This is a genomic window from Dryocola clanedunensis subsp. sulfonylureivorans, from assembly GCF_016756775.1.
GTDB lineage: Bacteria > Pseudomonadota > Gammaproteobacteria > Enterobacterales > Enterobacteriaceae > Dryocola > Dryocola clanedunensis.
This window is the reverse complement of the sequence record NZ_JAERMU010000012.1, coordinates 37,166-60,408: the sequence shown is the minus strand read 5'-3', so window position 1 is coordinate 60,408 and position 23,243 is coordinate 37,166. Positions and strand designations below refer to the sequence as shown.

General features: G+C 55.3%; 23 protein-coding genes. 10 read left to right on the top strand and 13 right to left on the bottom strand.

The genetic code is table 11. The annotated features are described in order from the left end of the window. Positions 1-285: 285 nt before the first annotated feature. Positions 286-1,230, bottom strand: a complete 945-nt coding sequence (gene ydgH, locus HYQ67_RS13945; protein WP_202304286.1) for a DUF1471 family protein YdgH — start codon at positions 1,228-1,230, stop codon at positions 286-288. 548 nt (positions 1,231-1,778) lie between these two features. Here ydgH and pntA point away from each other — a divergent pair. Both pntA and pntB read left to right on the top strand, forming a co-directional pair. Continuing rightward, complete coding sequence (gene pntA / locus HYQ67_RS13940; protein ID WP_202304285.1) at positions 1,779-3,308, top strand: Re/Si-specific NAD(P)(+) transhydrogenase subunit alpha; 1,530 nt, start codon at positions 1,779-1,781, stop codon at positions 3,306-3,308. A gap of 10 nt (positions 3,309-3,318) precedes the next feature. Beyond that, positions 3,319-4,707 carry a Re/Si-specific NAD(P)(+) transhydrogenase subunit beta gene (gene pntB, locus HYQ67_RS13935; protein WP_202304284.1) on the top strand — a complete coding sequence of 463 codons (1,389 nt, stop codon included), beginning with the start codon at positions 3,319-3,321 and terminating at the stop codon, positions 4,705-4,707. Between the two features lie 125 nt (positions 4,708-4,832). Here the strand turns inward: pntB and uspE are convergent, their stop codons facing one another. From uspE to ogt, 3 genes are all read right to left on the bottom strand, one after another. Continuing rightward, on the bottom strand, positions 4,833-5,783 hold the full coding sequence (uspE, locus tag HYQ67_RS13930) for a universal stress protein UspE (RefSeq protein WP_202304283.1): 951 nt from the start codon (positions 5,781-5,783) through the stop codon (positions 4,833-4,835). A gap of 136 nt (positions 5,784-5,919) precedes the next feature. Beyond that, positions 5,920-6,672: a fumarate/nitrate reduction transcriptional regulator Fnr gene (gene fnr / locus HYQ67_RS13925; RefSeq protein ID WP_202304282.1), complete on the bottom strand. Its 753-nt coding sequence runs from the start codon at positions 6,670-6,672 to the stop codon at positions 5,920-5,922. A 211-nt stretch (positions 6,673-6,883) separates the two neighbouring features. Further along, a complete protein-coding gene (gene ogt, locus HYQ67_RS13920; RefSeq protein WP_202304281.1) occupies positions 6,884-7,399 on the bottom strand; it encodes a methylated-DNA--[protein]-cysteine S-methyltransferase in 516 nt (171 codons plus the stop codon). 231 nt (positions 7,400-7,630) lie between these two features. Between ogt and smrA the strand changes: the two genes are divergently transcribed. After that, positions 7,631-8,194: a DNA endonuclease SmrA gene (smrA, locus tag HYQ67_RS13915; protein ID WP_202304280.1), complete on the top strand. Its 564-nt coding sequence runs from the start codon at positions 7,631-7,633 to the stop codon at positions 8,192-8,194. Positions 8,195-8,198: 4 nt separating this feature from the next. Here the strand turns inward: smrA and HYQ67_RS13910 are convergent, their stop codons facing one another. Continuing rightward, positions 8,199-9,005 (bottom strand): IclR family transcriptional regulator domain-containing protein, encoded by an 807-nt coding sequence (locus tag HYQ67_RS13910; RefSeq protein WP_202304279.1) that lies wholly within the window; start codon positions 9,003-9,005, stop codon positions 8,199-8,201. A 168-nt stretch (positions 9,006-9,173) separates the two neighbouring features. On the opposite strand from HYQ67_RS13910, the gene HYQ67_RS13905 reads away from it, so the two are divergent. The 6 genes from HYQ67_RS13905 to pcaC are packed head-to-tail and all read left to right on the top strand — an operon-like array spanning position 9,174 to position 14,249. Beyond that, positions 9,174-9,863: a 3-oxoacid CoA-transferase subunit A gene (locus HYQ67_RS13905; protein WP_202304278.1), complete on the top strand. Its 690-nt coding sequence runs from the start codon at positions 9,174-9,176 to the stop codon at positions 9,861-9,863. An 11-nt stretch (positions 9,864-9,874) separates the two neighbouring features. Continuing rightward, positions 9,875-10,531 (top strand): 3-oxoacid CoA-transferase subunit B, encoded by a 657-nt coding sequence (locus HYQ67_RS13900; protein WP_202304277.1) that lies wholly within the window; start codon positions 9,875-9,877, stop codon positions 10,529-10,531. Between the two features lie 9 nt (positions 10,532-10,540). Then, entirely contained in the window at positions 10,541-11,743 is a 1,203-nt protein-coding gene (pcaF, locus tag HYQ67_RS13895) for a 3-oxoadipyl-CoA thiolase (RefSeq protein ID WP_202304276.1), read from the top strand. 9 nt (positions 11,744-11,752) lie between these two features. Then, complete coding sequence (locus tag HYQ67_RS13890; RefSeq protein WP_202304275.1) at positions 11,753-13,108, top strand: 3-carboxy-cis,cis-muconate cycloisomerase; 1,356 nt, start codon at positions 11,753-11,755, stop codon at positions 13,106-13,108. After that, positions 13,105-13,869, top strand: coding sequence for a 3-oxoadipate enol-lactonase (pcaD, locus tag HYQ67_RS13885; RefSeq protein WP_202304274.1), 765 nt, complete (start codon positions 13,105-13,107; stop codon positions 13,867-13,869). The genes HYQ67_RS13890 and pcaD overlap by 4 nt, the downstream gene beginning before the upstream one ends. Continuing rightward, on the top strand, positions 13,869-14,249 hold the full coding sequence (gene pcaC / locus HYQ67_RS13880; protein ID WP_202304273.1) for a 4-carboxymuconolactone decarboxylase: 381 nt from the start codon (positions 13,869-13,871) through the stop codon (positions 14,247-14,249). Before pcaD ends, pcaC begins: the two co-directional genes overlap by 1 nt. Positions 14,250-14,298: 49 nt before the next feature. Here the strand turns inward: pcaC and osmV are convergent, their stop codons facing one another. The 4 genes from osmV to osmY are packed head-to-tail and all read right to left on the bottom strand — an operon-like array spanning position 14,299 to position 17,739. Continuing rightward, positions 14,299-15,444: an osmoprotectant ABC transporter ATP-binding protein OsmV gene (gene osmV / locus HYQ67_RS13875; RefSeq protein WP_202304272.1), complete on the bottom strand. Its 1,146-nt coding sequence runs from the start codon at positions 15,442-15,444 to the stop codon at positions 14,299-14,301. Continuing rightward, entirely contained in the window at positions 15,444-16,091 is a 648-nt protein-coding gene (gene osmW / locus HYQ67_RS13870) for an osmoprotectant ABC transporter permease OsmW (protein WP_202304271.1), read from the bottom strand. Before osmW ends, osmV begins: the two co-directional genes overlap by 1 nt. 9 nt (positions 16,092-16,100) lie before the next feature. Next, positions 16,101-17,003, bottom strand: a complete 903-nt coding sequence (gene osmX, locus HYQ67_RS13865; RefSeq protein WP_202304270.1) for an osmoprotectant ABC transporter substrate-binding protein OsmX — start codon at positions 17,001-17,003, stop codon at positions 16,101-16,103. Between the two features lie 19 nt (positions 17,004-17,022). Continuing rightward, the gene (gene osmY / locus HYQ67_RS13860; protein WP_202304269.1) at positions 17,023-17,739 is read right to left on the bottom strand and encodes an osmoprotectant ABC transporter permease OsmY; all 717 of its coding nucleotides are present in this window, start codon (positions 17,737-17,739) and stop codon (positions 17,023-17,025) included. Between the two features lie 454 nt (positions 17,740-18,193). Here osmY and HYQ67_RS13855 point away from each other — a divergent pair, with 454 nt between their 5' ends. Then, positions 18,194-18,511, top strand: coding sequence for a putative quinol monooxygenase (locus HYQ67_RS13855; RefSeq protein ID WP_202304268.1), 318 nt, complete (start codon positions 18,194-18,196; stop codon positions 18,509-18,511). Positions 18,512-18,578: 67 nt separating this feature from the next. On the opposite strand, the gene dmsD is transcribed toward HYQ67_RS13855, so the two are convergent. From dmsD to ynfE, 4 genes are all read right to left on the bottom strand, one after another. After that, positions 18,579-19,208, bottom strand: a complete 630-nt coding sequence (gene dmsD, locus HYQ67_RS13850; protein ID WP_202304267.1) for a Tat proofreading chaperone DmsD — start codon at positions 19,206-19,208, stop codon at positions 18,579-18,581. Between the two features lie 63 nt (positions 19,209-19,271). Next, positions 19,272-20,129, bottom strand: coding sequence for a dimethyl sulfoxide reductase anchor subunit family protein (locus HYQ67_RS13845; RefSeq protein WP_202304266.1), 858 nt, complete (start codon positions 20,127-20,129; stop codon positions 19,272-19,274). A 1-nt stretch (position 20,130) separates the two neighbouring features. Next, entirely contained in the window at positions 20,131-20,748 is a 618-nt protein-coding gene (locus tag HYQ67_RS13840) for a DMSO/selenate family reductase complex B subunit (protein ID WP_202304265.1), read from the bottom strand. Positions 20,749-20,758: 10 nt separating this feature from the next. Beyond that, a complete protein-coding gene (gene ynfE / locus HYQ67_RS13835) occupies positions 20,759-23,197 on the bottom strand; it encodes a selenate/tellurate reductase subunit YnfE (protein ID WP_202304264.1) in 2,439 nt (812 codons plus the stop codon). Positions 23,198-23,243 lie beyond the last annotated feature (46 nt).

Genomic DNA, 23,243 nt, shown 5'->3' with positions numbered 1-23,243 from the left:
CTAAGGCGCGGGATTTTACGGAGTGTGAACACGCCTTGCAATGACATGTGCCATAAATTGGACTAATCAGGTGGAATGAAGGCATAAAAAGGGCAGCCGTGGCTGCCCCCAGACTGATGACAAACCTAAAGCGAATGCGTTTCGCAAAGATCTCACCGAATAAATAACAAGGAAAATCAATTCATTGATTTTCGCCTGTTTACCACAAAGAAGGAAAAACCACGCTGTTTCCTTCTTTGTCAGCAATCTAAGGGCAGCCGTGGCTGCCCCGTAAGGAAAATGAACTTATTTGTAGAGGTCGGCGCTGATGGTCATGTTACCGCCGCGCTCTTGCCACTGGCGGGTAACGTGGTAGTACTTAGCCCCTTTCTTCGCCGCGCGCTTCGCCACCTGGTAGGAGACGTCGGTCATACCATTAAAGTGGCCGGTAAACTGAACGCTGTCGAATGGCACCATCTGTGCTGCCGTCACTTTATTCACTTCTTCAACTTTCGTGCCGTCCGGAAGCGTTACCGTGTAACGACCCCCTTTAGAAGACTGGGTTTCGAAGAAGCGGCCAACATCACTGCTTGGCGCAGAGGAGGATGCCACGCCCGGAATTTCAACTTTCGTCGCCGCAACGCCACCAGCAGCCAGTGCCGCTTTGCCCGCTTCTGAATCAGCAGGGATAGCATCGGGACTTTGCACAACGCGTTTTGGCGCATCGGATTTATAAATAAAAGCAGTGATGCGCTGGTTGCCACCCTGGTTTGCATCAACCTGACGCACGATAAAGAAAGATGCCGCACCTTTTTCTTTAGCTGCTTTACTTATTACGTCGTTAACTTCCGGCTGGCTACGATAAAAGCCCTGGATAGTCACGGTATCAAATGGCTCCAGCAGGTAAGCCTGATCTTTTGGCAGCTCCATAACGCCATTAATCACACGGTTGCCTTTTACATCAGCTTTAGGGGCGTCTGTGTGGTAGATATCCGCCACCACGCGCCAGTTACCGCTGTTACCTGCGTCGTTGAGATCCTGAATATAGAAAGAAGCGGCGCCTGCATCGTCCGCACGACGAGAAACGGCTTTGGCCGCATCGTTGATCGCATTAAAACGACCCGTCACGACGATGCGATCAAAAGGTTTAAGAGAGGCCGCTTGCTCTGGTGTCAGTTCCTGAGCCGCTTGAGCGGACAGAGTTGTCAGTGAGATAAGAGCTGACGCCAGAAGGGTGTTCTTGAGCTTCATAAAATAGTCCTTCGCCTTGCGCAAAAATGAATACTTAAACCGCATTCTCTGAAAGTATCTGTAAGCCGCAGATTATTGCATTAGAACGGTGCTACTGTCTGCGCCATTTTTCAAAGTGGTGATCTTCCAGGCAGTTAATTTTCATCACGAAAATGTATAGCTGATGAAATTGGCCCGTTGACCACTAAATTCGATAAATCTTATCACTTATTTGGTTAATACAATGTTAAAACAGTGATTTTGTGCCGTGTAGAACGCTGTTTTAGCGCTTCGCTTAAGCGTAATATCAGGCGTTGAGAAAGAAATTTAGTTAAAAAAAGCTGTCTGAGGGCATTGACCCTTCGATTTTGCGGTAAAGATACAAATACTGCGATCATGATGTGGATCACAGGCGTTATTTTCAGTAGGTTATAAAAAGTTTGTTACAGATGTATTTTTTGTTGAAGCGGTAGCTGAAATTGCGTTGGTCAGACCTCAGGGCAGCGCGCTTTGTGGACTGCGGCAAATTCTGACAAACCATCATAAAAAAACAGATTGAAGGGAATACTATGCGTATTGGTGTACCAAAAGAGCGGTGGGCCGGTGAATCCCGTGTGGCTGCCACACCGAAAACCGTGGAACAACTGCTGAAACTTGGCTTCACTGTCGCCATTGAAAGTGGTGCAGGGAAGCTGGCAAGCTTCGAAGACGAAGCTTTTCAGGCCGCTGGGGCCACCGTTACCGACACGGCGGACGTCTGGCAGTCAGATATCATTTTAAAAGTGAATGCACCGCAGGACAGTGAAATTGAGCTCATGCGTGAAGGGTCTACGCTTGTGAGTTTCATCTGGCCTGCGCAAAATGCGGAGTTGCTGGAAAAGCTGGCAGCGCGCAATGTCACCGTAATGGCTATGGATTCTGTCCCGCGTATTTCCCGCGCCCAGTCTCTTGATGCGCTTAGCTCAATGGCAAACATTGCCGGTTATCGCGCCATCGTTGAAGCAGCCCATGAGTTTGGCCGCTTCTTTACCGGGCAAATTACCGCTGCAGGCAAGGTACCACCGGCAAAAGTGATGGTTATCGGCGCTGGCGTTGCGGGCCTTGCGGCCATCGGTGCGGCTAACAGCCTTGGCGCCATCGTGCGCGCTTTCGATACCCGCCCTGAAGTTAAAGAGCAGGTACAGAGCATGGGTGCCGAGTTCCTTGAACTCGACTTCAAAGAAGAAGCGGGCAGTGGTGATGGTTACGCTAAAGTCATGTCCGCCGCGTTCATTGAAGCGGAAATGGCGCTGTTTGCCGCCCAGGCAAAAGAAGTAGACATCATTGTGACTACCGCTCTGATTCCGGGTAAACCTGCACCAAAACTGATCACCCGTGAAATGGTTGACTCCATGCAGCCGGGCAGCGTGATAGTCGACCTCGCTGCGCAAAACGGCGGTAACTGTGAATACACCGTAGCGGACAAAATTACCGTTACGCCAAACGGCGTGCGCGTCATTGGCTATACAGATTTACCAGGCCGCCTGCCTACGCAGTCCTCCCAGCTTTACGGTACCAACCTCGTCAATCTGCTTAAGCTGTTGGCGAAAGAGAAAGACGGCAACATCAATGTCGATTTCGAAGACGTAGTGATCCGTGGGGTTACCGTTATTCGCGAAGGCGAGGTGACATGGCCTGCACCGCCAATCCAGGTTTCTGCTCAGCCTCAGGCCGCGCAACCGAAAGTTGCCGCGCCTGTAGAAGAGAAAAAACCGGCTTCGCCGTGGCGCAAATATGCCTTTATGGCCATTGCGATCATTCTGTTCGGCTGGCTTGCCGATGTTGCACCCAAAGAGTTCCTTAGCCACTTTACCGTCTTCGCGTTAGCGTGCGTCGTAGGGTATTACGTTGTCTGGAATGTCTCTCACGCGCTGCATACGCCGCTGATGTCGGTCACCAACGCCATTTCAGGGATCATCGTCGTCGGTGCTCTGTTACAGATTGGTCATGGCGGCTGGGTCAGCTTCCTGAGCTTCATCGCCGTGCTGATTGCCAGCATCAATATTTTCGGTGGTTTCACCGTCACTCAGCGCATGCTGAAAATGTTCCGGAAGAACTAAGGGGTAACAAATGTCTGGTGGATTAGTTACAGCTGCATACATTGTTGCCGCGATCCTGTTTATTTTCAGCCTTGCAGGGCTTTCAAAGCACGAAACCTCTAAGCAAGGGAACCTGTTTGGCATGGCCGGTATGGCCATCGCGCTGGTCGCGACCATCTTTGGGCCGGAAACGGGCAACGTGGTATGGATTATCGTTGCCATGGTTATCGGTGGTGCTATCGGCATCCATCTGGCGAAGAAAGTCGAAATGACCGAAATGCCAGAGCTGGTGGCCATTCTGCACAGCTTCGTTGGCCTGGCAGCCGTTCTGGTTGGCTTCAACAGCTATCTGGATCATGCGCCTGGCCTTGAGCCGGTGATGGAAAACATCCATTTAACGGAAGTGTTCCTCGGCATCTTCATCGGTGCGGTGACCTTCACCGGTTCTATCGTGGCCTTCGGTAAGCTGTGCGGAAAAATCTCTTCTAAACCGCTGATGCTGCCAAACCGCCACAAGCTGAATCTGGCAGCGATCGTCGCCTCATTTGCACTGATGATCGTATTTGTGCGCACTGAAAGCGTGGGCCTGCAGGTTCTGGCTCTGCTGCTGATGACCATCATTGCGCTGGTCGTTGGCTGGCATCTGGTGGCTTCAATCGGCGGTGCGGATATGCCGGTTGTGGTTTCCATGCTGAACTCTTACTCCGGCTGGGCGGCGGCGGCGGCGGGCTTTATGCTCAGCAACGACTTGCTGATTGTCACCGGGGCGCTGGTGGGTTCTTCGGGGGCGATTCTGTCCTACATCATGTGTAAAGCGATGAACCGTTCGTTTATCAGCGTGATTGCGGGGGGGTTCGGTACCGATGGTTCTTCAACGGGTGAAGATGAAGAAGCGGGTGAACACCGTGAAATCACAGCGGAAGAAACCGCAGAAATGCTGAAAAACTCCAGTTCTGTGATCATCACCCCGGGCTACGGCATGGCTGTGGCCCAGGCGCAGTATCCGGTGGCTGAAATCACTGAAAAACTTCGCGCTCGCGGTATCAAAGTGCGCTTCGGTATTCATCCGGTTGCCGGGCGTTTACCAGGCCATATGAACGTGTTGCTGGCAGAAGCGCGCGTGCCTTATGACGTGGTGCTGGAAATGGATGAAATCAACGATGATTTCACCGATACAGACACCGTGCTGGTTATCGGTGCTAACGACACGGTTAACCCTGCAGCTCAGGAAGATCCGCGCAGTCCGATTGCCGGCATGCCGGTGCTTGAGGTGTGGAAAGCGCAGAACGTGATTGTCTTCAAGCGTTCGATGAATACCGGTTACGCTGGCGTTCAGAACCCGCTGTTCTTTAAGGACAATACGCAAATGCTGTTTGGCGATGCCAAGGCCAGCGTAGAAGCGATACTTAAATCGCTCTGATTTGCGAGACGTTTCTCAAAACCGCCTTCCGGGGCGGTTTTTTTTCGCCTGTATATTGCCAGTATGAATATAAACAAAAAGGCCGCCCATGTTCTGCACGGGCGGCCTTTTATTAGCATCAGTAATTAATCGTCTTCATCATCGTCCAGTTCAACCGGCGTCTGGTAAGAGTCCGGTTTGATGACTAATAAATCGCAACGCAGATGATCGATAACCTGTTCGGCGGTGTTGCCGAGGAACGCGGCGGAAAGCCCGGTGCGACCCACTGTACCCAGTACCACAATCCCTGCCTGCAAATGTTCCGCAAGATCCGGGATCACCTCTTCTGGCAGGCCTTTCTCGACGTGCGTCATTTTCTCGTCGATGCCAAACTGCTGGCGAATAGCTTTCATCGCAACGAGATGCTGGCCGCGAATAGCATCGTTATACACGCTCGGATCAAAATCCGGCAGTTCGATAGCAATATTAATTGGCGTTACCGGATAGGCACCGACCAGATGCACTTCCGTATGGTTAGCAACCTCTGCCAGCTGAAGCGTCTCTTTGACCAGCTTTTCGTTGAGCGCGTTGTGATACTGCTCTTCGCTCGCGAGATTAACCGCGACCAGCGCCTTCCCACCTTCAGGCCAGGGCTTCTCGTTAACCATCCATACCGGACACGGGCATTTACGCAGCAGATGCCAGTCCGTTGGGGTAAAAATGACCGCTTCGAGTTTGTCGTGCTGATGAGTCATTTTGAGCAGCAGATCGTGATCGCCACTGATGACTTCCTGAATGATGGCTTCGAAAGGCCGGTTGTGCCAAACCACTTTGATTTCAATGGGAACACCGGCTTCGATATAGTACTGCGCCTGCTCTTTTATCCAGGCCGCACGCTGGCTGATAACGCCTTTGCGCATTGCTGTGCGTTCATCAGGCGATAAGAGGGTGGTCATTTCATAGGAAAAATCATAGATCGGCAAAAATGCTTTGATTTTGCCGCCAATCCTTTGGTGCAGATAAACCGCACGCCGCAAGGCAGGCTGGTCGTCCTGGTTAGGATCGATCGCGACTAGCATGTTTTGATACTTTGCCATACAGGGTCTCCTTACAACTGTTCAACCACAGTCTGTCAGATAAGATTAACCCATAAGGAGAGAATGAAACAGGTGGGAAGCCGTTGCCGGATCAAAAACATAAAAATTTTAGCGATCCGGCAAGGGAGAGGATCAATCAGGCAACGTTGCGTGACTGTCCAGCCAGCTGCGAAAGCAGCTCGGTATTTTCGATAGTGATATATTTACCTTTCACCGCGAGCATACCGCTTTTCTGGAAGCGGCCCAGCAAACGGCTGATGGTTTCTACCGTCAGACCCAGGTAGTTACCGATGTCGCCACGGGTCATCGTCAGGCGGAATTCGCGAGGCGAGAAGCCGCGCTGCGCGAAACGACGGGACAGATTGTAGATAAACGCGGCCAGGCGTTCTTCCGCATTCTTTTTAGAAAGCAGCAGAATCATGTCCTGATCGCCTTTGATCTCGCCGCTCATCAGGCGCATCATCTGCTGACGCAGACTGGGCATTTTCCCGGACAGATCGTCCAGCGTTTCGAACGGGATCTCGCAGACCATAGACGTTTCGAGAGCCTGAGCAAAGCTCGGATGATGACCTGTACCGATAGCATCAAAACCGACGAGATCGCCCGCCAGATGGAAGCCGGTGATCTGCTCATCACCTTGCTCGGTGATGGTATAGCTTTTAATGGTCCCTGAACGGATAGCGTACAGCGATTTCAGCTCATCACCCGCTTTAAACAGGGTCTGACCCTTCTGGATAGGTTTTTTTCGCTCAATAATATTATCAAGCTGATCCAGCTCATGCTCATTGAGCGTAAAAGGGATGCATAATTGACTGATGCTGCAATCCTGGCAATGGATAGCACAACCGCCAGACTGAATGCGTCGGATAATTCGCTTTTCAGGGATCATAGATATGCTCGGGCAGTAATTGATATTGGTCAATTTTAACATCTTTTTGCCGGGCACGTAAGTATGACGAATCCCCATTAAGAATATAGTCACTTATATTCTGAGGGATTCGGCTTTATCTTATTGATAAATAAGTAGGTGTGAAAAACACCAATGCATTAACAACGCATTTTTTGCCTGGTCAGGCAGTGCATTCCTCCCCGGCGTCACTTTAAAGCAATAGATAACCTTCGTGACGCAGAAGCCACTCTTTACGTGTCACACCCCCCGCATAGCCAGTCATTGTGCCGTTGCGCCCGATAACACGGTGGCAGGGAACAACGATACTTATGGGATTTGAACCATTTGCTGCGCCGACCGCCCGTGCCGCACCCGCACGGCCAAGTTGTTCCGCGAGCTGGCCGTAGTGCATCACCTGGCCGCAGGGGATGGTACGCAGCGTATTCCAGACTTCGCGCTGAAAGTCTGTCCCCGATGTGGCGGTAGGCAATGTTTCGATGACGCTCAGGTCGCCCTCAAAGTAATCACAGAGCTTTCTGCTTAGACCACCCGGGTTTGCGCTGCTGACGCGCTGATAGCCCTGCGCACGATAGTGAATGCCTAAAAGCTGTTCCATCCTGTCGCTGTGCTCATCCCATTCCACCGCACGCAGTCGGAACTGCTCATCACAGAGGATCCATAATGGTCCTAGCGGCGTTGCAATTTTATCTTCCAGCAGTGTCAACATGATGCGCTCCGTGTCTTTACAGGGGCGGGGACATTCCCGATCTGTTCCACAGCCAAATAAGATATCACGAGTCCCGACGGCGCAACCAGACACCCAAAAAGATTAGAAGATCGGCTACTCCAGAAGAGGGAGACCTGCCGACATTATCGCGTCCTGTTCAGGTAGAAGCCGTTGAGGAAGGGGATGTCGGCGGTTATAGTAGCCCGAGATGCCGAGCCTGGAGGATTGTTCATGAACCTTGACGACAAATCGCTGTTTCTTGACGCCATGGAGGATGTCAAACCGCTGAAAGATTGCAGCAGCAGCCAGTGGCTCAAACCGGTCAAAGAAAAAGCGCCACGCAAGATCGATGCGTTACAGCTCGATAATTTCCTGACCATCGGTTTTCTTGAGATCGTGCCCCTCGCGACGCAGCTTGAGTACAAACGCGAAGGGCTGCAAATCGGCGTGCTGGATAAGCTTCGTCTGGGAAAATATAGCCAGGAAGCCAGTCTGAATCTGCTACGCCAGCCTGTTGAACAGTGCCGCCAGCTGCTGTTTGCTTACATTCAGCAGGCAAAGCAGGACGGGCTGCGCAATTTACTTATCGTTCATGGAAAAGGGCGCGAAGATCGTTCCCATGCCAACGTCGTACGCAGCTACCTCGCACGCTGGCTGATGGAGTTTGAAGAGGTGCAGGCATTTTGCTGCGCGATGCCGTATCACGGCGGCAGCGGGGCCTGCTATGTGGCGCTGAAAAAATCCGCTCAGGCAAAGCTCGACAACTGGGAGCGCCACGCCAAACGCAGCCGTTAGCGGTCTATTTCAGCAGCAAAGAGAGTTCCTGCGCAGCCTGCTGCAATTTTGGCAGCACGCGGCTGCGCAGCTCTTCAGCCGATACCTGTCCGGCATGAACCCCCACGTTCAGCGCGGCCACGACGACGCCCTCCGGGTTAACCAGCGGCACGGCAATTGACCGTAACCCCATCTCTAACTCCTGATCGTTTAACGCATACCCCTGCTGGCGTACGCGTTTCAGCTCCTCACGTAATTTTGCCACGGATTCAACCGTATGCGGCGTATAGCGAATCATGGTGATGCGCCCCAGAAAATCTGTCAGCTGTCCTTCCGGGAGACAGCTCAACAGGACACGGCCCATCGAAGTAGACCAGGCCGGCAGCCTGCTGCCAATATCCAGATCGATAGTCATGATGCGCGAGCTTGAGGCGCGCGCGATATACAAAATATCGTCCCCGTCCAGCGTCGCAATCGAACAGGACTCATTGAGCATTTCACTCAGGTGTTTAAGCACCGGCTGGGTAGATTTCGCCAGCGGCGTAGAGGCGAGATAAGCGTGTCCCAGCGACAAAATTCTTGGGCGCAGCTGGAAGTTCTTCCCGTCTTCCGCGTATACAAAACCGAGTTTTCCCAGGGTATACAGGCAGCGGCGCACGGCCGCTCGTGGGATGCCTGTTTTCTGGCTGATCTGCGAAATAGAGAGCAGGCGGCGCTGCGGGGTAAACGCCTGTATCACCTCCAGCCCGCGAGCCAGCGATGCCATGAAATTAGGGTCGCCCTTAAACGGGTCGCCGTCGCCTGCGGGTAAATCCTGCGGTTGGTTTTGCATCTTTCTCTCCCAAATATCGTCGTCGATCACACTCTATACACAAATCTATACGATGTTCGATAATCGCACCATATTTCGATTATCGAACTTGACCGGCTTTGTTAAGCGGCTCACAGTTTGTGCGAACAACGCAAACTTGTGCGAATTTCGCACTTCAAGGAGCATGTGATGATCGACAAAAGCGTGGCTTCGCCCGAAGAGGCGGTAGCGGGGATAGGCGATGGTGCCACCATCATGATTGGTGGGTTTGGCAGCGCAGGGCAGCCAACAATGCTGATTGATGCGCTGATCGCGCAGGGCGCACGGGATCTCACCATCATCAACAACAACGCGGGTAACGGCGAAATGGGTCTGGCGGCGCTACTGAAGGCGGGTCGCGTGCGCAAAATGATCTGTTCGTTCCCTCGTCAGGTTGATTCGCAAATTTTCGACGACCTCTATCGCCGCGGCAAAGTTGAGCTGGAGCTTGTTCCGCAGGGCAATCTGGCCGCGCGCATTCAGGCGGCGGGTTCAGGTCTGGGGGCGGTATTTACCCCGACAGGCTACGGCACGCCGCTCGCCGAAGGGAAAGAGACTCGCGAAATCGACGGTCGTCATTACGTACTTGAATATCCGCTGAAAGCTGACTTTGCCCTGATTAAGGCCCATGAAGGGGACCGCTGGGGAAATCTCGTCTATCGCAAAGCGGCGCGTAACTTCGGGCCTATTATGGCGACGGCGGCAGCGGTCACCATTGCTGAGGTCAGCCGTCTGGTTGCTCTGGGCGAGCTTGACCCGGAAAACGTGGTGACGCCGGGGATTTTCGTCCAGCGCGTTGTCTCTCTGGAAACCCTGTCGGACGCAGCCCGCAGCGCATAAGGAAATCTGATATGAACAAACTGACTCGTGACGAAATGGCCCAGCGCGTGGCGCGTGATATCCCGGAAGGGGCGTACGTCAATCTGGGTATTGGCTTGCCAACCCGCATCGCGAACTACCTGCCTGCCGACAAAGAAATCTTCCTGCACAGCGAAAATGGTCTGCTGGGGATGGGGCCGAAACCTGCGCCAGGCGAGGAGGACCCGGAGCTGATTAACGCCGGCAAAGAGCTGGTCACGCTCCTGACGGGAGGCTGTTTTTTCCATCATGGAGACTCCTTCGCCATGATGCGCGGCGGCCATCTGGATATTTGCGTTTTAGGCGCATACCAGGTTTCTGCAAAGGGCGATCTGGCGAACTGGAGCACCGGTGCACCGGACGCCATCCCAGCCGTGGGCGGTGCGATGGACTTGGCCATTGGCGCCCGTCAGGTCTTTGTGATGATGGATCACCTGACCTGCGACGGTGAGTGCAAGCTCGTTGAAACCTGCACCTATCCTTTAACCGGCGTGGGCTGTGTCAGCCGCATCTATACCGATCTGGCCGTCATTGATATCACCGACGGCGGGCCAGTCGTACGGGAGATCTTCAACGGCCTCTCGTTTGAAGAGCTGCAGCGTCTCACCCCGGTCAAACTGGGCTTTCAACAACTGGCAGAAAGCGCGTAAGGAACTATGATGAATCAAGCATTTATCTGCGACGCCGTTCGCACTCCGTTCGGCCGCTATGGCGGTACGCTGGCAGCTTTACGTGCTGACGATCTCGCGGCGTTACCGTTAAAAGCCCTGATTGCCCGTCACCCAAATCTGGACTGGTCACAGATCGACGATGTGATTTATGGCTGCGCAAATCAGGCCGGGGAGGATAACCGCAACGTAGCGCGTATGGCGCTTTTGCTGGCTGGCCTGCCGGAAAGCGTGCCCGGAAGCACCCTGAACAGGCTCTGTGGCTCCAGCCTGGATGCAATTGGCGTGGCGGCCCGCGCAATCAAAAGCGGTGAAACGCAGCTGATGATTGCGGGCGGCGTGGAAAGTATGTCCCGTGCGCCCTTTGTGATGGGCAAAGCGGAGACGGCTTTTAGTCGCGCCATGAAAATGGAAGACACCACCATCGGCTGGCGCTTTATCAATCCGCTGATGAAAGCGCAGTATGGCGTGGACTCCATGCCGGAAACGGCCGAAAACGTGGCGAGCGATTTCAATATCAATCGCGAAGATCAGGACGCGTTTGCGCTCCGCAGCCAGCTTCGCACCGCACGCGCGCAGGAGTTGGGATTGTTTGCCGACGAGCTGATCCCGGTCTCCATTGCGCAACGCAAAGGCGAACCGCTGCTTCTGGAACGTGATGAACATCCGCGTTCCACCTCGCCTGAAGCATTAGCCAAACTGAAAGGCGTTGTGGCAGCAAACGGTACGGTCACGGCGGGCAATGCATCAGGCGTCAACGACGGGGCATGCGCATTGCTGCTGGCTGGCGAACAAGCGCTTAACGCAAACGGCCTGGAGCCGCTGGCGAGAGTCGTCGGCGTGGCGACCGCAGGCGTCGCCCCTCGTATCATGGGTTTTGGCCCGGCTCCGGCTGTTCGCAAAGTGCTGGCACAAACAGGGCTAACGCTAGAGCAGATGGATGTGATTGAATTAAATGAAGCTTTCGCCGCACAGGCGCTGGCGGTCATGCGAGATTTAGGCCTGCCGGATGACGCAGAACACGTCAATCCAAACGGCGGGGCCATCGCATTAGGCCATCCGCTTGGCGCATCAGGTGGTCGTCTGGCAATGGCGGCGGCTTATCAGCTAAAGCGGACCGGCGGACGCTATGCGTTATGCACGATGTGTATCGGCGTAGGCCAGGGGATTGCACTGATTATCGAACGCGTTTAAGGAGCAGGCATGGGATTGTTTAACCCGCTGCTGCGTGGATCAACGCTCACGGCTATTTTCTGCGATGAGCGCACGTTACAGGGGATGCTGGAGTTTGAAGCCGCGCTGGCAAAGGCGCAGGCAAAATGTGGCGCGATACCTGAGTCTGCGGCGAGTGTCATCGCCGGTGAGTGTCGCGCCGAAAAGTTTGATGCTGAAAAACTGGCGCGCTCTGCGGCCAGTGCCGGAAACCTGGCGATTCCGCTCGTCAGACAGCTGACCGCGAACGTCAGGCAGCAGGATGAACAGGCCGCCCGCTATGTGCACTGGGGAGCCACCAGCCAGGATGCCATCGACACCGGGATGGTGCTGCAAATACGTGACGCGCTGGCGGCGGCTGAAAATCTCCTGGCTCAGCTAACGGAGGTGCTGGCTGAACAGGCCGAGAGCCACCAGCATAGCGTGATGCCTGGTCGCACCTGGATGCAGCACGCGCTGCCCATCACTTTTGGCTTAAAACTGGCGGGCACGCTGGATGCTCTGCTGCGCTGGCAGGAACGCCTGCAGCAGCTGAAACCCCGCGTTCTGGTGCTTCAGCTTGGCGGGGCGGCCGGCACGCTGGCATCGTTAAAAGAACAGGGCGAGGAGATAGCTCAGGCGCTCTCACTGGAGCTTGAGCTTGCGCAGGCTGATACCCCCTGGCACACCCAGCGCGACCGTTTTCTTGAGGTCGCAGGCTGGTTCGCCGGCGTCAGCAGTACGCTGGGCAAATTTGCCAGCGACTTCGCTTTACTGATGCAGACAGAGGTTGCCGAAGTGGGCGAACCCGTAGCAGAAGGACGAGGAGGATCGTCCACGATGCCGCATAAGCGCAACCCAGTGGGCTGTGCCGCCGTGCTGAACGCCGTAACCCGAATCCCGGGGCTGATGGCAACGATGTACGCCAGCCAGATCCAGCAGCACGAACGTGCGCTCGGCGGCTGGCAAGCAGAGTGGGAAACGCTGCCTGAACTTGCCATGCTGGCGGGAGGGATCATGCAAACCAGTCTTGACCTGCTAAACGGCATGCAGGTGAACACGGAGAAAATGCGTGCGGATCTGGAGATGACTCACGGGCTGATCATGGCTGAATCGGTGACGCTGGCTCTGGCTCAGCACATCGGCAAGCAGCCCGCCCATCATCTGGTCGAACAGCTCTGCCACCGCGCGCTGGACGAAAACGTTCCGCTGGCGCAGCTGCTGACCCAACACCCGGGAATCACTCCGTATCTGACTGCGCCAGAAATTGAACGGCTGCTTGACCCGCAGCACGCAACCGGCAGCGCAGAGTCTTTTATCCAGTGCGTTCTGGAACGCGCCCGACAGCAACAAAAGGGGCTATCATGACCAATTATTATCAGCCAGAAGGGCGTAGCGATGCGCCTGTCATCGTGCTGTCCAACTCACTTGGCACCACGCTGGCAATGTGGCAGCCGCAGATGGAAGCGCTGCTGGAACATTTCCGGGTCTTACGTTACGACACCCACGGACATGGGCGTACGGCCAACAACGATAAAACGAGTTTGCCGCAGCTTGCCGAAGATGTGATTAGCGTGATGGATGACGCGGGGATCCAGCAGGCGCATTTCTGCGGGATCTCGATGGGGGGCCTCACGGGGCTTTGGCTGGCACGTTTTGCGCCAGAACGCTTTTTATCGGTAGCCGTATCAAACAGCGCGGCAAAAATCGGCGAGCAATCCGGCTGGCTGAGCCGTGCCCGCACGGTTCGTCATGAAGGGATGGATACCGTCGCTGCGAGCGCAGCTTCCCGCTGGTTTACAGAAGATTTTGTTGCAGCAAATAAAACGCAGGTTGAGGCCCTGGTTTCCGGGCTGGCCGCAACCGATGCTGAAGGTTACGCCGCATGCTGTGAGGCGCTGGCTGCGGCAGATTTGCGTGCAGAGATAGCCGCCATCAATCTTCCTGTATTGCTGATTGCCGGGCAGCACGATCCGGTCACCACGGTTGCAGACAGCGAATTTATGCATAGCCAGATTGCAGGCTCTGAGCTTGTCACCGTTCCCGCATCGCATCTGGCGAACATTGAAGCCCCGCAGGCGTTTAGCGCTGCGTTGATCAATTTCATTCAGCGCAGGGAGAAGCAATAATGAAGGATGAGGATCGCTATCAGCAAGGTATGGAAATCCGTCGGGCGGTACTTGGCGATGCGCACGTGGATCGCACGCTGAAGCAAATCACTCCGCTGAACGACGAGTTTCAGAACTTTATCACCCGTTACGCCTGGGGCGATATCTGGACTCGGCCAGGACTGGAACGCCATACGCGCAGCATGATTACCATCGCGATGCTGATTGCGCTAAACCGGGAAGCAGAGCTGAAAATGCACTTGCGGGCGGCCTTTAATAACGGCGTCACCAGGGAAGAGCTGAAAGAGCTGATCATGCATTCGGCGCTGTACTGCGGTTTGCCCGCAGCCAACGCCACCATGCATCTTGCCCAACAGGTATTTGACGAGCTTGATGAGTGATTTGCCGGGGAGGGGGGAAGCGCGTTAGCGTCCTCCACCGACCCCTCCCTTAAGGCTGGTAAATATTCAGCGCCCGGCGAGTTTTACCGGAGCTGAGGTAGTCCGCAATATAATCCTGCGAAATTTCTCCGCTGTAGCGCCCGTCCTCATCGGTGATGGGCATCCACACCATGTTGTGCTCATAGAGCTTCGACAGCACGATACGCAGGTTATCCTCAGCGCGTCCGGTGATGCGGAACGGGTGCAGCATTTCCGAGCAGACGCCGGTTGCCCCACGCGCTTCACGGCGTTTCACAAAGCCCAACGGCTTGCCGTCGCTGTCTACCACCGTAATCGAACGCATGTCGTTGTCGTCCATGGTGGCGAAAGCTTCCGGCAGCGGGGTGGATTCGCGGGCGGTAATGGTCGGTTGCTGATCCGTGACGTCGCCCGCCTGAACCAGCAGCAGACGTTTGAGCGTACGGTCCTGGCCGACAAACGAGCCGACAAACTCGTTGGCTGGTTTTGCCAGCAGTTCGTCCGGGCTTGCGCACTGAACGATTTTGCCCTGGCGGAACACCGCAATACGGTCACCCAGCTTCAGCGCTTCATCAATGTCGTGGCTGACCAGCATGACGGTTTTCTTCAGCTGGCGCTGCATCTCCAGAAACTCGTTCTGAATCACTTCACGGTTGATCGGGTCGACCGCACCGAACGGTTCATCCATCAGCAGTACCGGAGGATCCGCCGCCAGCGCACGAATAACGCCGATACGCTGTTGCTGGCCGCCGGACATTTCGCGCGGGTAGCGGTGCAGGAATTTCGAAGGGTCCAGCGCCACCATGCTCATCAATTCGCTGGCTCGCTCTTTACAGCGGGCTTTGTCCCAGCCCAGCATGCGCGGCACGACCGTAATGTTCTCTTCAATCGTCATGTTGGGGAACAGACCGATTTGCTGAATAACATAGCCAATGTTGCGGCGCAGCGTCACGGTATCCAGCTCGTTGGTGTTCTTGCCGTTAATCAGAATGTTGCCGCTGGTCGGGGCAATCAGACGGTTAATCATCTTAAGCGTGGTGGTTTTGCCGCAGCCGGAAGGGCCGAGCAACACGCACATTTCCCCTTCGGGCACGGTAAGGCTGACGTTATCCACCGCATTGATACCCTGACCGTTCTTTTGAACGAACTGCTTGGTGAGATTTTCCAGTGTTATCATTATCGAATCCCCTTCGGTGTCAGGACAAGCTGCAGGCGATGCAGCAGCCAGTCCAGCACAATGGCTAAAACACAAATCATGACGGCACCGGCAATCAGCATACGGATGTCGCTGCCGCCAATACCATTAAGAAGTAACAGACCCAGACCACCCGCACCGATAACGGCGGCGATCGCCATCACCCCGATGTTCATCACCACGGCTGTACGAATACCGCCAAAGATCACGGGCAGGGCCATTGGGATTTCCACCCAGCGCAGACGCTGCCAGAAAGTCATCCCGATACCGCGTCCGGCCTCACGCAGGCCCGGCGGCAGGCTGTCCAGCGCGGTATGGGTATTGCGCACAATCGGCAGCAGCGAATAGAGGAACACCGCGGTAATGGCGGGCAAAACGCCAATACCCTGACCGACCATCGAAAACAGGGGGATCATCAGCCCGAACAGTGCGATGGACGGAATGGTCAGCACGATGGTGGCTACACCCAAAACCGGTGTGGCCAGCCATTTGTGACGGACGATAAGAATGCCCAGCGGCACGCCAATAATTATCGCCAGGCCTACGGCCATCAGCACCAGCCAGAGGTGCTGTAGCGTCAGGCTGCTCAGGTAACCGGCGTTATCAATCATGTAATGTAACGTGTCCATGATGCCTCCTTAGAGCAAGCCTTTCTGCTGCAGGAACTCGCGGGCGACCTGCTGCGGGGTTTCATGGTCAATATCCACTTTCGCGTTCAGGGTGGAAATCACGTCGTTGTTAAGCAGGGCGGAGAGGGTATTCATCGCTTCCTCGAGGCCTGGATTCGCGTCCAGCGTATCTTTGCGAACCACTGGCGTAACGGCGTAGCTCGGGAAGAAGCCTTTATCGTCCTCAAGGACTTTGAGGTCGAAGCCCTTCACGCGGCCATCCGTGGTGTAGATAAGTCCAGCGTCAACAAAGCCATCGCGCACCGCGTTGTACACCAGCCCTGGGTCCATCTGGCGGATTTGCGGTCTGTCCAGCGGCATGTTGTAGGCCTGCTGCAGGGGCTTCATACCGTCGCTGCGTCCTGAAAATTCCAGATCCAGGCCCAGCATCCAGTTGTTATCCGGGTCGGTCTGACGGATGTGTTCAACTTTTGCCACCAGCTCGGACATCGTGTTGATGTTCTCTTTTTCGGCACGTTTACGCTGCATCGCAAAGGCGTAGGTGTTGTTCATATCCGCAGGTTTGAGCCACACAAGACCCAACTTTGCATCCAGTTTTTTTACCGTATCGTAAGACTCCTGGGGCGACATGCGTTTGTTGATGTGATTAAAGATAATCAACGATGTCCCCGTGTACTCCCAGGTCATATCAATCTGCTTGTTGATCATCGCGTTACGGGAAATCACCGTGGCGATATTGGTCTTAGGCGTGATCTGGAAGCCTTTTTTACGCAGGTATTGCGTGGTCAATGCCGAAAGAATGTGTTGCTCGGTAAAGCTTTTGGTTGCCAGCACAATGGGGTCCGCGTGGGCGGCCCCTGCCAGCAGGGTCGTGGCGGCCAGCGCCGCCAGCAGGCGTTTAAATGGGTTCATGCAACGCTCCTTATTATCGTTATTTTGCGATGTGTGGGCTGAGTACGCGGCCAAGACCAGCCAGGGCGATATCAAGAATCAACGCAAAAATAGCCGTCGCCGCCGCGCCGAGGATCAGCGTCGGGAAGTCATTCAGATAAATACCCGGGAAGATAAGCTCGCCGTAGCTGCTTGCGCCAATCAGAAACGCCAGTGGAGCGGTACCAACGTTAATGGCGGTAGCGATACGGACCCCGGACAAAATGACCGGCCATGCGTTAGGGATCTCAACCTGGCGCAGGCGCTGTAATTTTGTCATCCCGATGCCGTTTGCCGCTTCGATAAGCGAAGCCGGCACGCCGCACAGCCCTGCATAGGTGTTACGAACAATGGGTAATAAAGAGGCCAGGAAAAGCGCGATAATGGCCGGTTTGTCCCCGATGCCGAGTATCACCATCGCCAGTGCCAGCACCGCCAGTGGAGGCAGGGTGTTACCCACGTTGAAGATTTGCATGATGTATTCAGCCCAGCGGCGGGCGGCAGGACGGCTTAACATGATCCCGCTTGGGATCCCCACCAGTAATGCCAGCGCCATAGAACTGAACACCAGAAGCAGGTGCTGTTTCCCGAGGTAAACGAGATCGACCTGTCGTGTCCTGATTGTTTCTGGCCCAATGCCCCAGACCAGTAGCCCGATGACGACAATAAATGCCAGAGCACCCAGAAGGGTGCGTTTTGCGAAGGATGCGTTTTGCATTGCAGTGTGTCTCCCTGTTGCACGCGTTATAGCAGCCCGTGGAGCTTTGCCCGAGGCGCCTGTTGTTATGCCTTGTGTCGGCAGGGTATTGAAAGCTATAGCAACGGAGTGGGTGAGTTACCAGTCAGGGCATTGATTAAGTTGCTAATGATTTATGCGGTGAATCATCGACGAGGCTGATACCGCCTCGCTTTGTTACGCTTCGTAAAGAATTGTCTTAAAAATGTTAACCAGAGGTGACGTTGTAACTTTTGTGGGGGTGTCGGATGACGCTACGCTTATCTGACCTACTCTACGGGAGGTGTTGTAGGGTGGATAAGCGCCAGCGCCATCCACCACCGGGCAGCCCGGCCCCGATACAAGGTTGGCGTAAAAGCCCGCTCGCTGCTAGCCTGATTGGTTCAAGTTCCCGGGGGTGGGCCCCGAGGCAGCAACAATAAATCAAGGACTTTCAATGAGCGAAGTTAAGATCGTGGCTACCCTGACACCTTTCCCCGAACATATCGCGGCCATAAGAAAAGCTGCGCAAACGATGGTACCGCTCACGCATCAGGAAGCCGGCTGTCTGCAATACGATCTGCATGAAAGCCGGGCGATTGCGGACGTTCGCGAACTGGCGAATGAGGGCGCAATGTCATTTGTCTTTATTGAGCGCTGGAAATCAGAGGAAGATTTGGTGAAGCACGTCGCGATGCCGTATCACGATGATTTTCTGGAAATTCTGGATGGAAAACTGGAAAGTCTGAACGTTCAGCGTCTTACTGCGCTCTAATTCGCGCATCCTGCCTCAGTATTGTAGGGTGGATAAGCGCCAGCGCCATCCACCGCTACTCAGAATCTTAGAGGTACAGCTCTTTGCTGGCGACGGGAATCAATAACTCTTCACGCCAGTTGGCAAGCGTCAGGCGGGTCAGTTCGCCCAGGCCCTGATAGAAAGGATGGTTAGCCTTTTCGATAAACAGCTCCAGGAAGCGTCCTGCCCACGGCAGGATGTGCCACGCCAGAAGCTCATCCACGCGCTGCGGCTGGCGCTGCTCTGCAAGCCATGCGCACATCATCAGCAGGGTGCCAATGTGGTCGTCAGGTTCATTTTGGTCGAGCTCAACGCCAATCTCGTGTTTGCGCATCCAGCGGCGCAGTTCAATCATCGAATCGCCAAACAGCACGTTCTCTTTATCGAGGTAAACGGAACCCCATGGGGCTGCCGGGAGCGCGTGAGGGCCGATGAACAGGCGCTGGAACGCCTCGTTCAGCGTCTCCTGCTGATAGTTGCAGCCTTCCGCCATGCGCTGTGCGATATCCGCAAGCTCAGGCACTTGTACCGGCCATTCGACGGCCCAGTCAGGGTTCGCAAGGGAGGCATAAAGCGGAGCCGCATCCCGGCTCTGAGGGGCCTGGTGATACAGCACGCCGAGCACGCGGCCCGTGAGGGCGATAACCGCCAGTCGTTGCGAATCTTGAGATGACATATTTCTTTTCCTGGTAATACCTGCAAAAAATTTGCGCGGGGTTTCCCGCGCATTTTGAACTAATTAACCTGCAATCGCCATGCCTACGGTCATATGCAGGCCGTAGAACAGGCCGCGACCGATAAGCTCACCGGCCACCACCAGCACAAAACCGGCCAGTAGCGTGACGGTGGAAGGCGGCAGGCGACGGGCCAGCGGGCAAATCCAGCAGCCTAGGCCCAGCGCCAGCAGCACAATACGCCAGACCTGAAGTTTTGCATAATCCGGCAGCAGTGCAGACGCCTGCTGGATGGAACTGCTGATGCCGGAAAGGCTGAAGCCCTGCAGCACAATTACGCCAACGGTAACCAGCAGCGCCAGCACGCTAAGCGTCGCCAGTTTAGTCCCCGCGAGCGGATAGTTCACCAGACGTAACAGCATAGCGCCAAGCAGCGGGCCACCGAGCACTACCGTCATGAAGAAGCTCAGCGTTGTGTAACCCGTATACCAGGTCGGCACAGTATCAATCTGATAAACGCGGGTCATCATCCAGACAAAGACCAGGCCCAGCAGCATTGCCACCACCAGCCAGACCTTACCCAGCGCAGCGGGCATCTTTTTCAGTACCGCAACCAGCCACCAGAAACCACCCACGGCGAAGAACACCGAACCGCTGGCGATTTCGTTGCTGAGGGCAGAGTGCCCGATACGATTGAGAGAGTTAAAGGCGCGCAGCGGCGATCCCAGGTGCATGATGGAGGCGACAAATGCCACGCCCATAATCACCCACAGGAAGAACATTGAGCGGACAATCTTGTTTTGCAGCTCGCTGTTATTGCTGGCGGACATCCACGCCATGCCCATTACAATGACGCCGCCAACGACGCACTGGCCCAGCACGGTAAACAACACCAGCGGCCATTCATGCCATCCACTGCCCATCTTATACCTCCTTCGGATTGGCCAGATAACCGGTCTTATCCCCGCAAGGGCGACCGTTGGCGTTAGGTTTAATGACGATATTTGGTTTGGTGAAGTGCGCAGACGGCAGCGGCGCAATGGCAGCCTGCTCGCCATATTTTTTGCGCAGCTCGTCGATTGGCGCCATATCCAGCGCGCGCAGCGGGCAGGACTCGACGCAGATCGGCTTTTTGCCGTCGGCAATACGGTCATAGCAGCCGTCGCACTTGGTCATGTGGCCTTTCTCGGCGTTGTACTGCGGCGCGCCATACGGGCAGGCCATGTGGCAGTAACGGCAGCCGATGCAGACTTCTTCGTTAACGACCACAAAACCATCTTCACGCTTGTGCATCGCACCGCTCGGGCAGACCTTGGTACAGGCCGGATCCGCACAGTGGTTACAGGAGATGGACAGATAGTAGGCGAACACGTCCTGATGCCAGACGCCGTTGTCCTCCTGCCAGTTGCCGCCCGCGTATTCATAAATGCGGCGGAAGCTGACGTCCGGGCCTAAGTTTTTGTAGTCCTTGCAGGCCAGCTCGCAGGTTTTGCAGCCGGTGCAGCGACTTGAGTCAATGTAAAATCCGTACTGGGTTGTCATTAGCTACGCCTCACGCCTTTTTGATTTCGACCAGATTGGTATGTTGTGGATTGCCTTTCGCCAGCGGTGACGGGCGTTGCGTGGTGAGGGTGTTCATACAGGAACCGTGATCGATACGATCGCCGTTCATGTTGGCGTCGTGCCAGGCGCCCTGGCCCATTGCGGTTACGCCCGGCATGATGCGAGGGGTCACTTTTGCTTCAACGCGAATCTCACCGCGCCCGTTGAATACGCTGACGAGATCGCCGTTGGCGATACCGCGTTTCTGCGCGTCAATCGGGTTGATCCACACTTCCTGGCGGCAGGCGGCCTTGAGGATATCAACGTTGCCATAGCTGGAGTGGGTACGGGCTTTGTAGTGGAAACCAAACATCTGCAGCGGATAAGAGCTGCGCTCCGGTGCGTCCCAGCCGTCAAAGGTGGAGGCGTAAACTGGCAGCGGGCTGATGGTTTCGTCTTTTTGCAGCTCCCAGGTCGCGGCAATTTTCGCCAGCCTGTCGGAGTAGATTTCGATTTTGCCGGAAGGCGTTTTCAGCGGGTTGGCCGCCGGGTCGTCACGGAATTTCTTATAGGCGACGAAGTGGCCGTTCGGATCTTTACGCTTGTAAATACCCATGGTGCGCAGCTCTTCATAAGAAGGCAGCGCCGGATCTTTGGCGAGCATTTTAGCGTAAAGGTGCTTGAGCCACTCTTCCTGGGTGCGACCTTCGGTGAACTTCTGGTAGACGTCCGGCCCCAGACGGCGGGCTACCTCACTGGTGATCCAGTAGATAGGCTTGCGCTCGAACTTCGGTGCGGTAGCAGGCTGAATGAAGATCAGATAGCCCATGTTCCCGGCGTAGTCGTTCGGGATAATGTCTTCCTGCTCGACGGTCATCAGGTCCGGCAGCAGAATATCCGCGTACTTAGCAGAAGAGGTCATGAAGTTTTCGATGACGACAATCATCTCGCACTTGCTCTCATCCTGCAGGATATCGTGGGTTTTGTTGATTTCAGCGTGCTGGTTGATGATGGTGTTGCCCGCATAGTTCCAGATGAACTTGATGGGCACGTCGAGCTTGTCTTTGCCGCGCACGCCGTCGCGTTTGGCGGTCATTTCCGGGCCGCGCACAATCGCGTCCGTCCAGCTGAAGCAGGAAATTTGTGTTTTGACCGGGTTTTCCAGCACCGGCATGCGCTCAATGGTGATGTTGTAGGTAGATTCACGTGCGCCGCTGTTGCCGCCGTTAATACCCACGTTACCGGTCAGGATTGGCAGCATGGCGATGGCACGGGCGGTCAGTTCACCGTTGGCCTGGCGCTGCGGCCCCCAACCCTGAACGATACAGGCAGGTTTGGCGCTGCCGATTTCACGGGCAAGCTTGATGATACGGTCCACCGGAATACCGGTGATAGCGGAGGCCCACTGCGGGGATTTCTCTACGCCATCTTCGCCCTGGCCGAGAATATAGGCCTTGTAGTGGCCGTTAGCGGGAGCGCCTTCCGGCAGCGTTTTCTCGTCGTAGCCTACGCAATATTTATCGAGGAACGGCTGGTCAACGAGGTTTTCGTTAATCAGCACGTGGGCGATACCGGCGACCAGCGCGGCGTCGGTGCCCGGACGGATTGGGATCCACTCGTCTTCACGGCCTGCGGCGGTGTCGGTATAGCGCGGATCGATAACGATCATGCGCGCATTTGAACGTTCGCGAGCCTGTTCCAGATAATAAGTGATGCCGCCGCCGCTCATGCGTGTTTCCGCGGGGTTGTTACCAAACATCACGACCAGCTTAGTATTTTCGATATCTGAGGTGCTGTTGCCGTCGTTGCTGCCGTAGGTGTAGGGCATGGCGCAGGCAATTTGTGCGGTGCTGTAGGTGCCGTAGTGGCTGAGGAAGCCGCCGTAGCAGTTCATCAGGCGGGTCAGTAACGAGGCGTAAGGAGAGGAGCGGGTAATGTTCCCGCCCACCACGCCGGAGGTATAGTTCAGGTAAACCGCTTCGTTACCGTATTTCGCCACCGTCTCTTTCAGGCTTTTGGTGATGGTCTCCAGCGCTTCATCCCAGGAGATGCGCTCAAATTTCCCTTCGCCGCGTTTGCCTACGCGCTTCATTGGGTAGTTCAGGCGTTCCGGATGGTTAATTCGGCGGCGAATGGAACGGCCGCGCAGGCAGGCGCGAACCTGGTGATCGCCGTACTCGTCGTGTCCGGTGTTGTCCGTTTCCACCCAGTAGACTTCGTTATCGCGCACGTGGAGACGCAGCGCACAGCGGCTTCCGCAGTTAACCGAGCAGGCACCCCAGACAACTTTATCGTCGGGCTTTTCCAGTGCTCCATTAACGGCGACAGCCGCAGCTTTAAGACCAAAGGGCAATGAAATTCCACCGGCGGCAAGCGCAAGGCTGCCTATCGCGGTGGACTTCACAAGGCTTCGGCGGCTGATGCCACCGGGGTTGTTTATGTCAGACATAGCTCACTCCATGACTTTTTCCCTGTAAGGGGCCGTCATTTTAGGT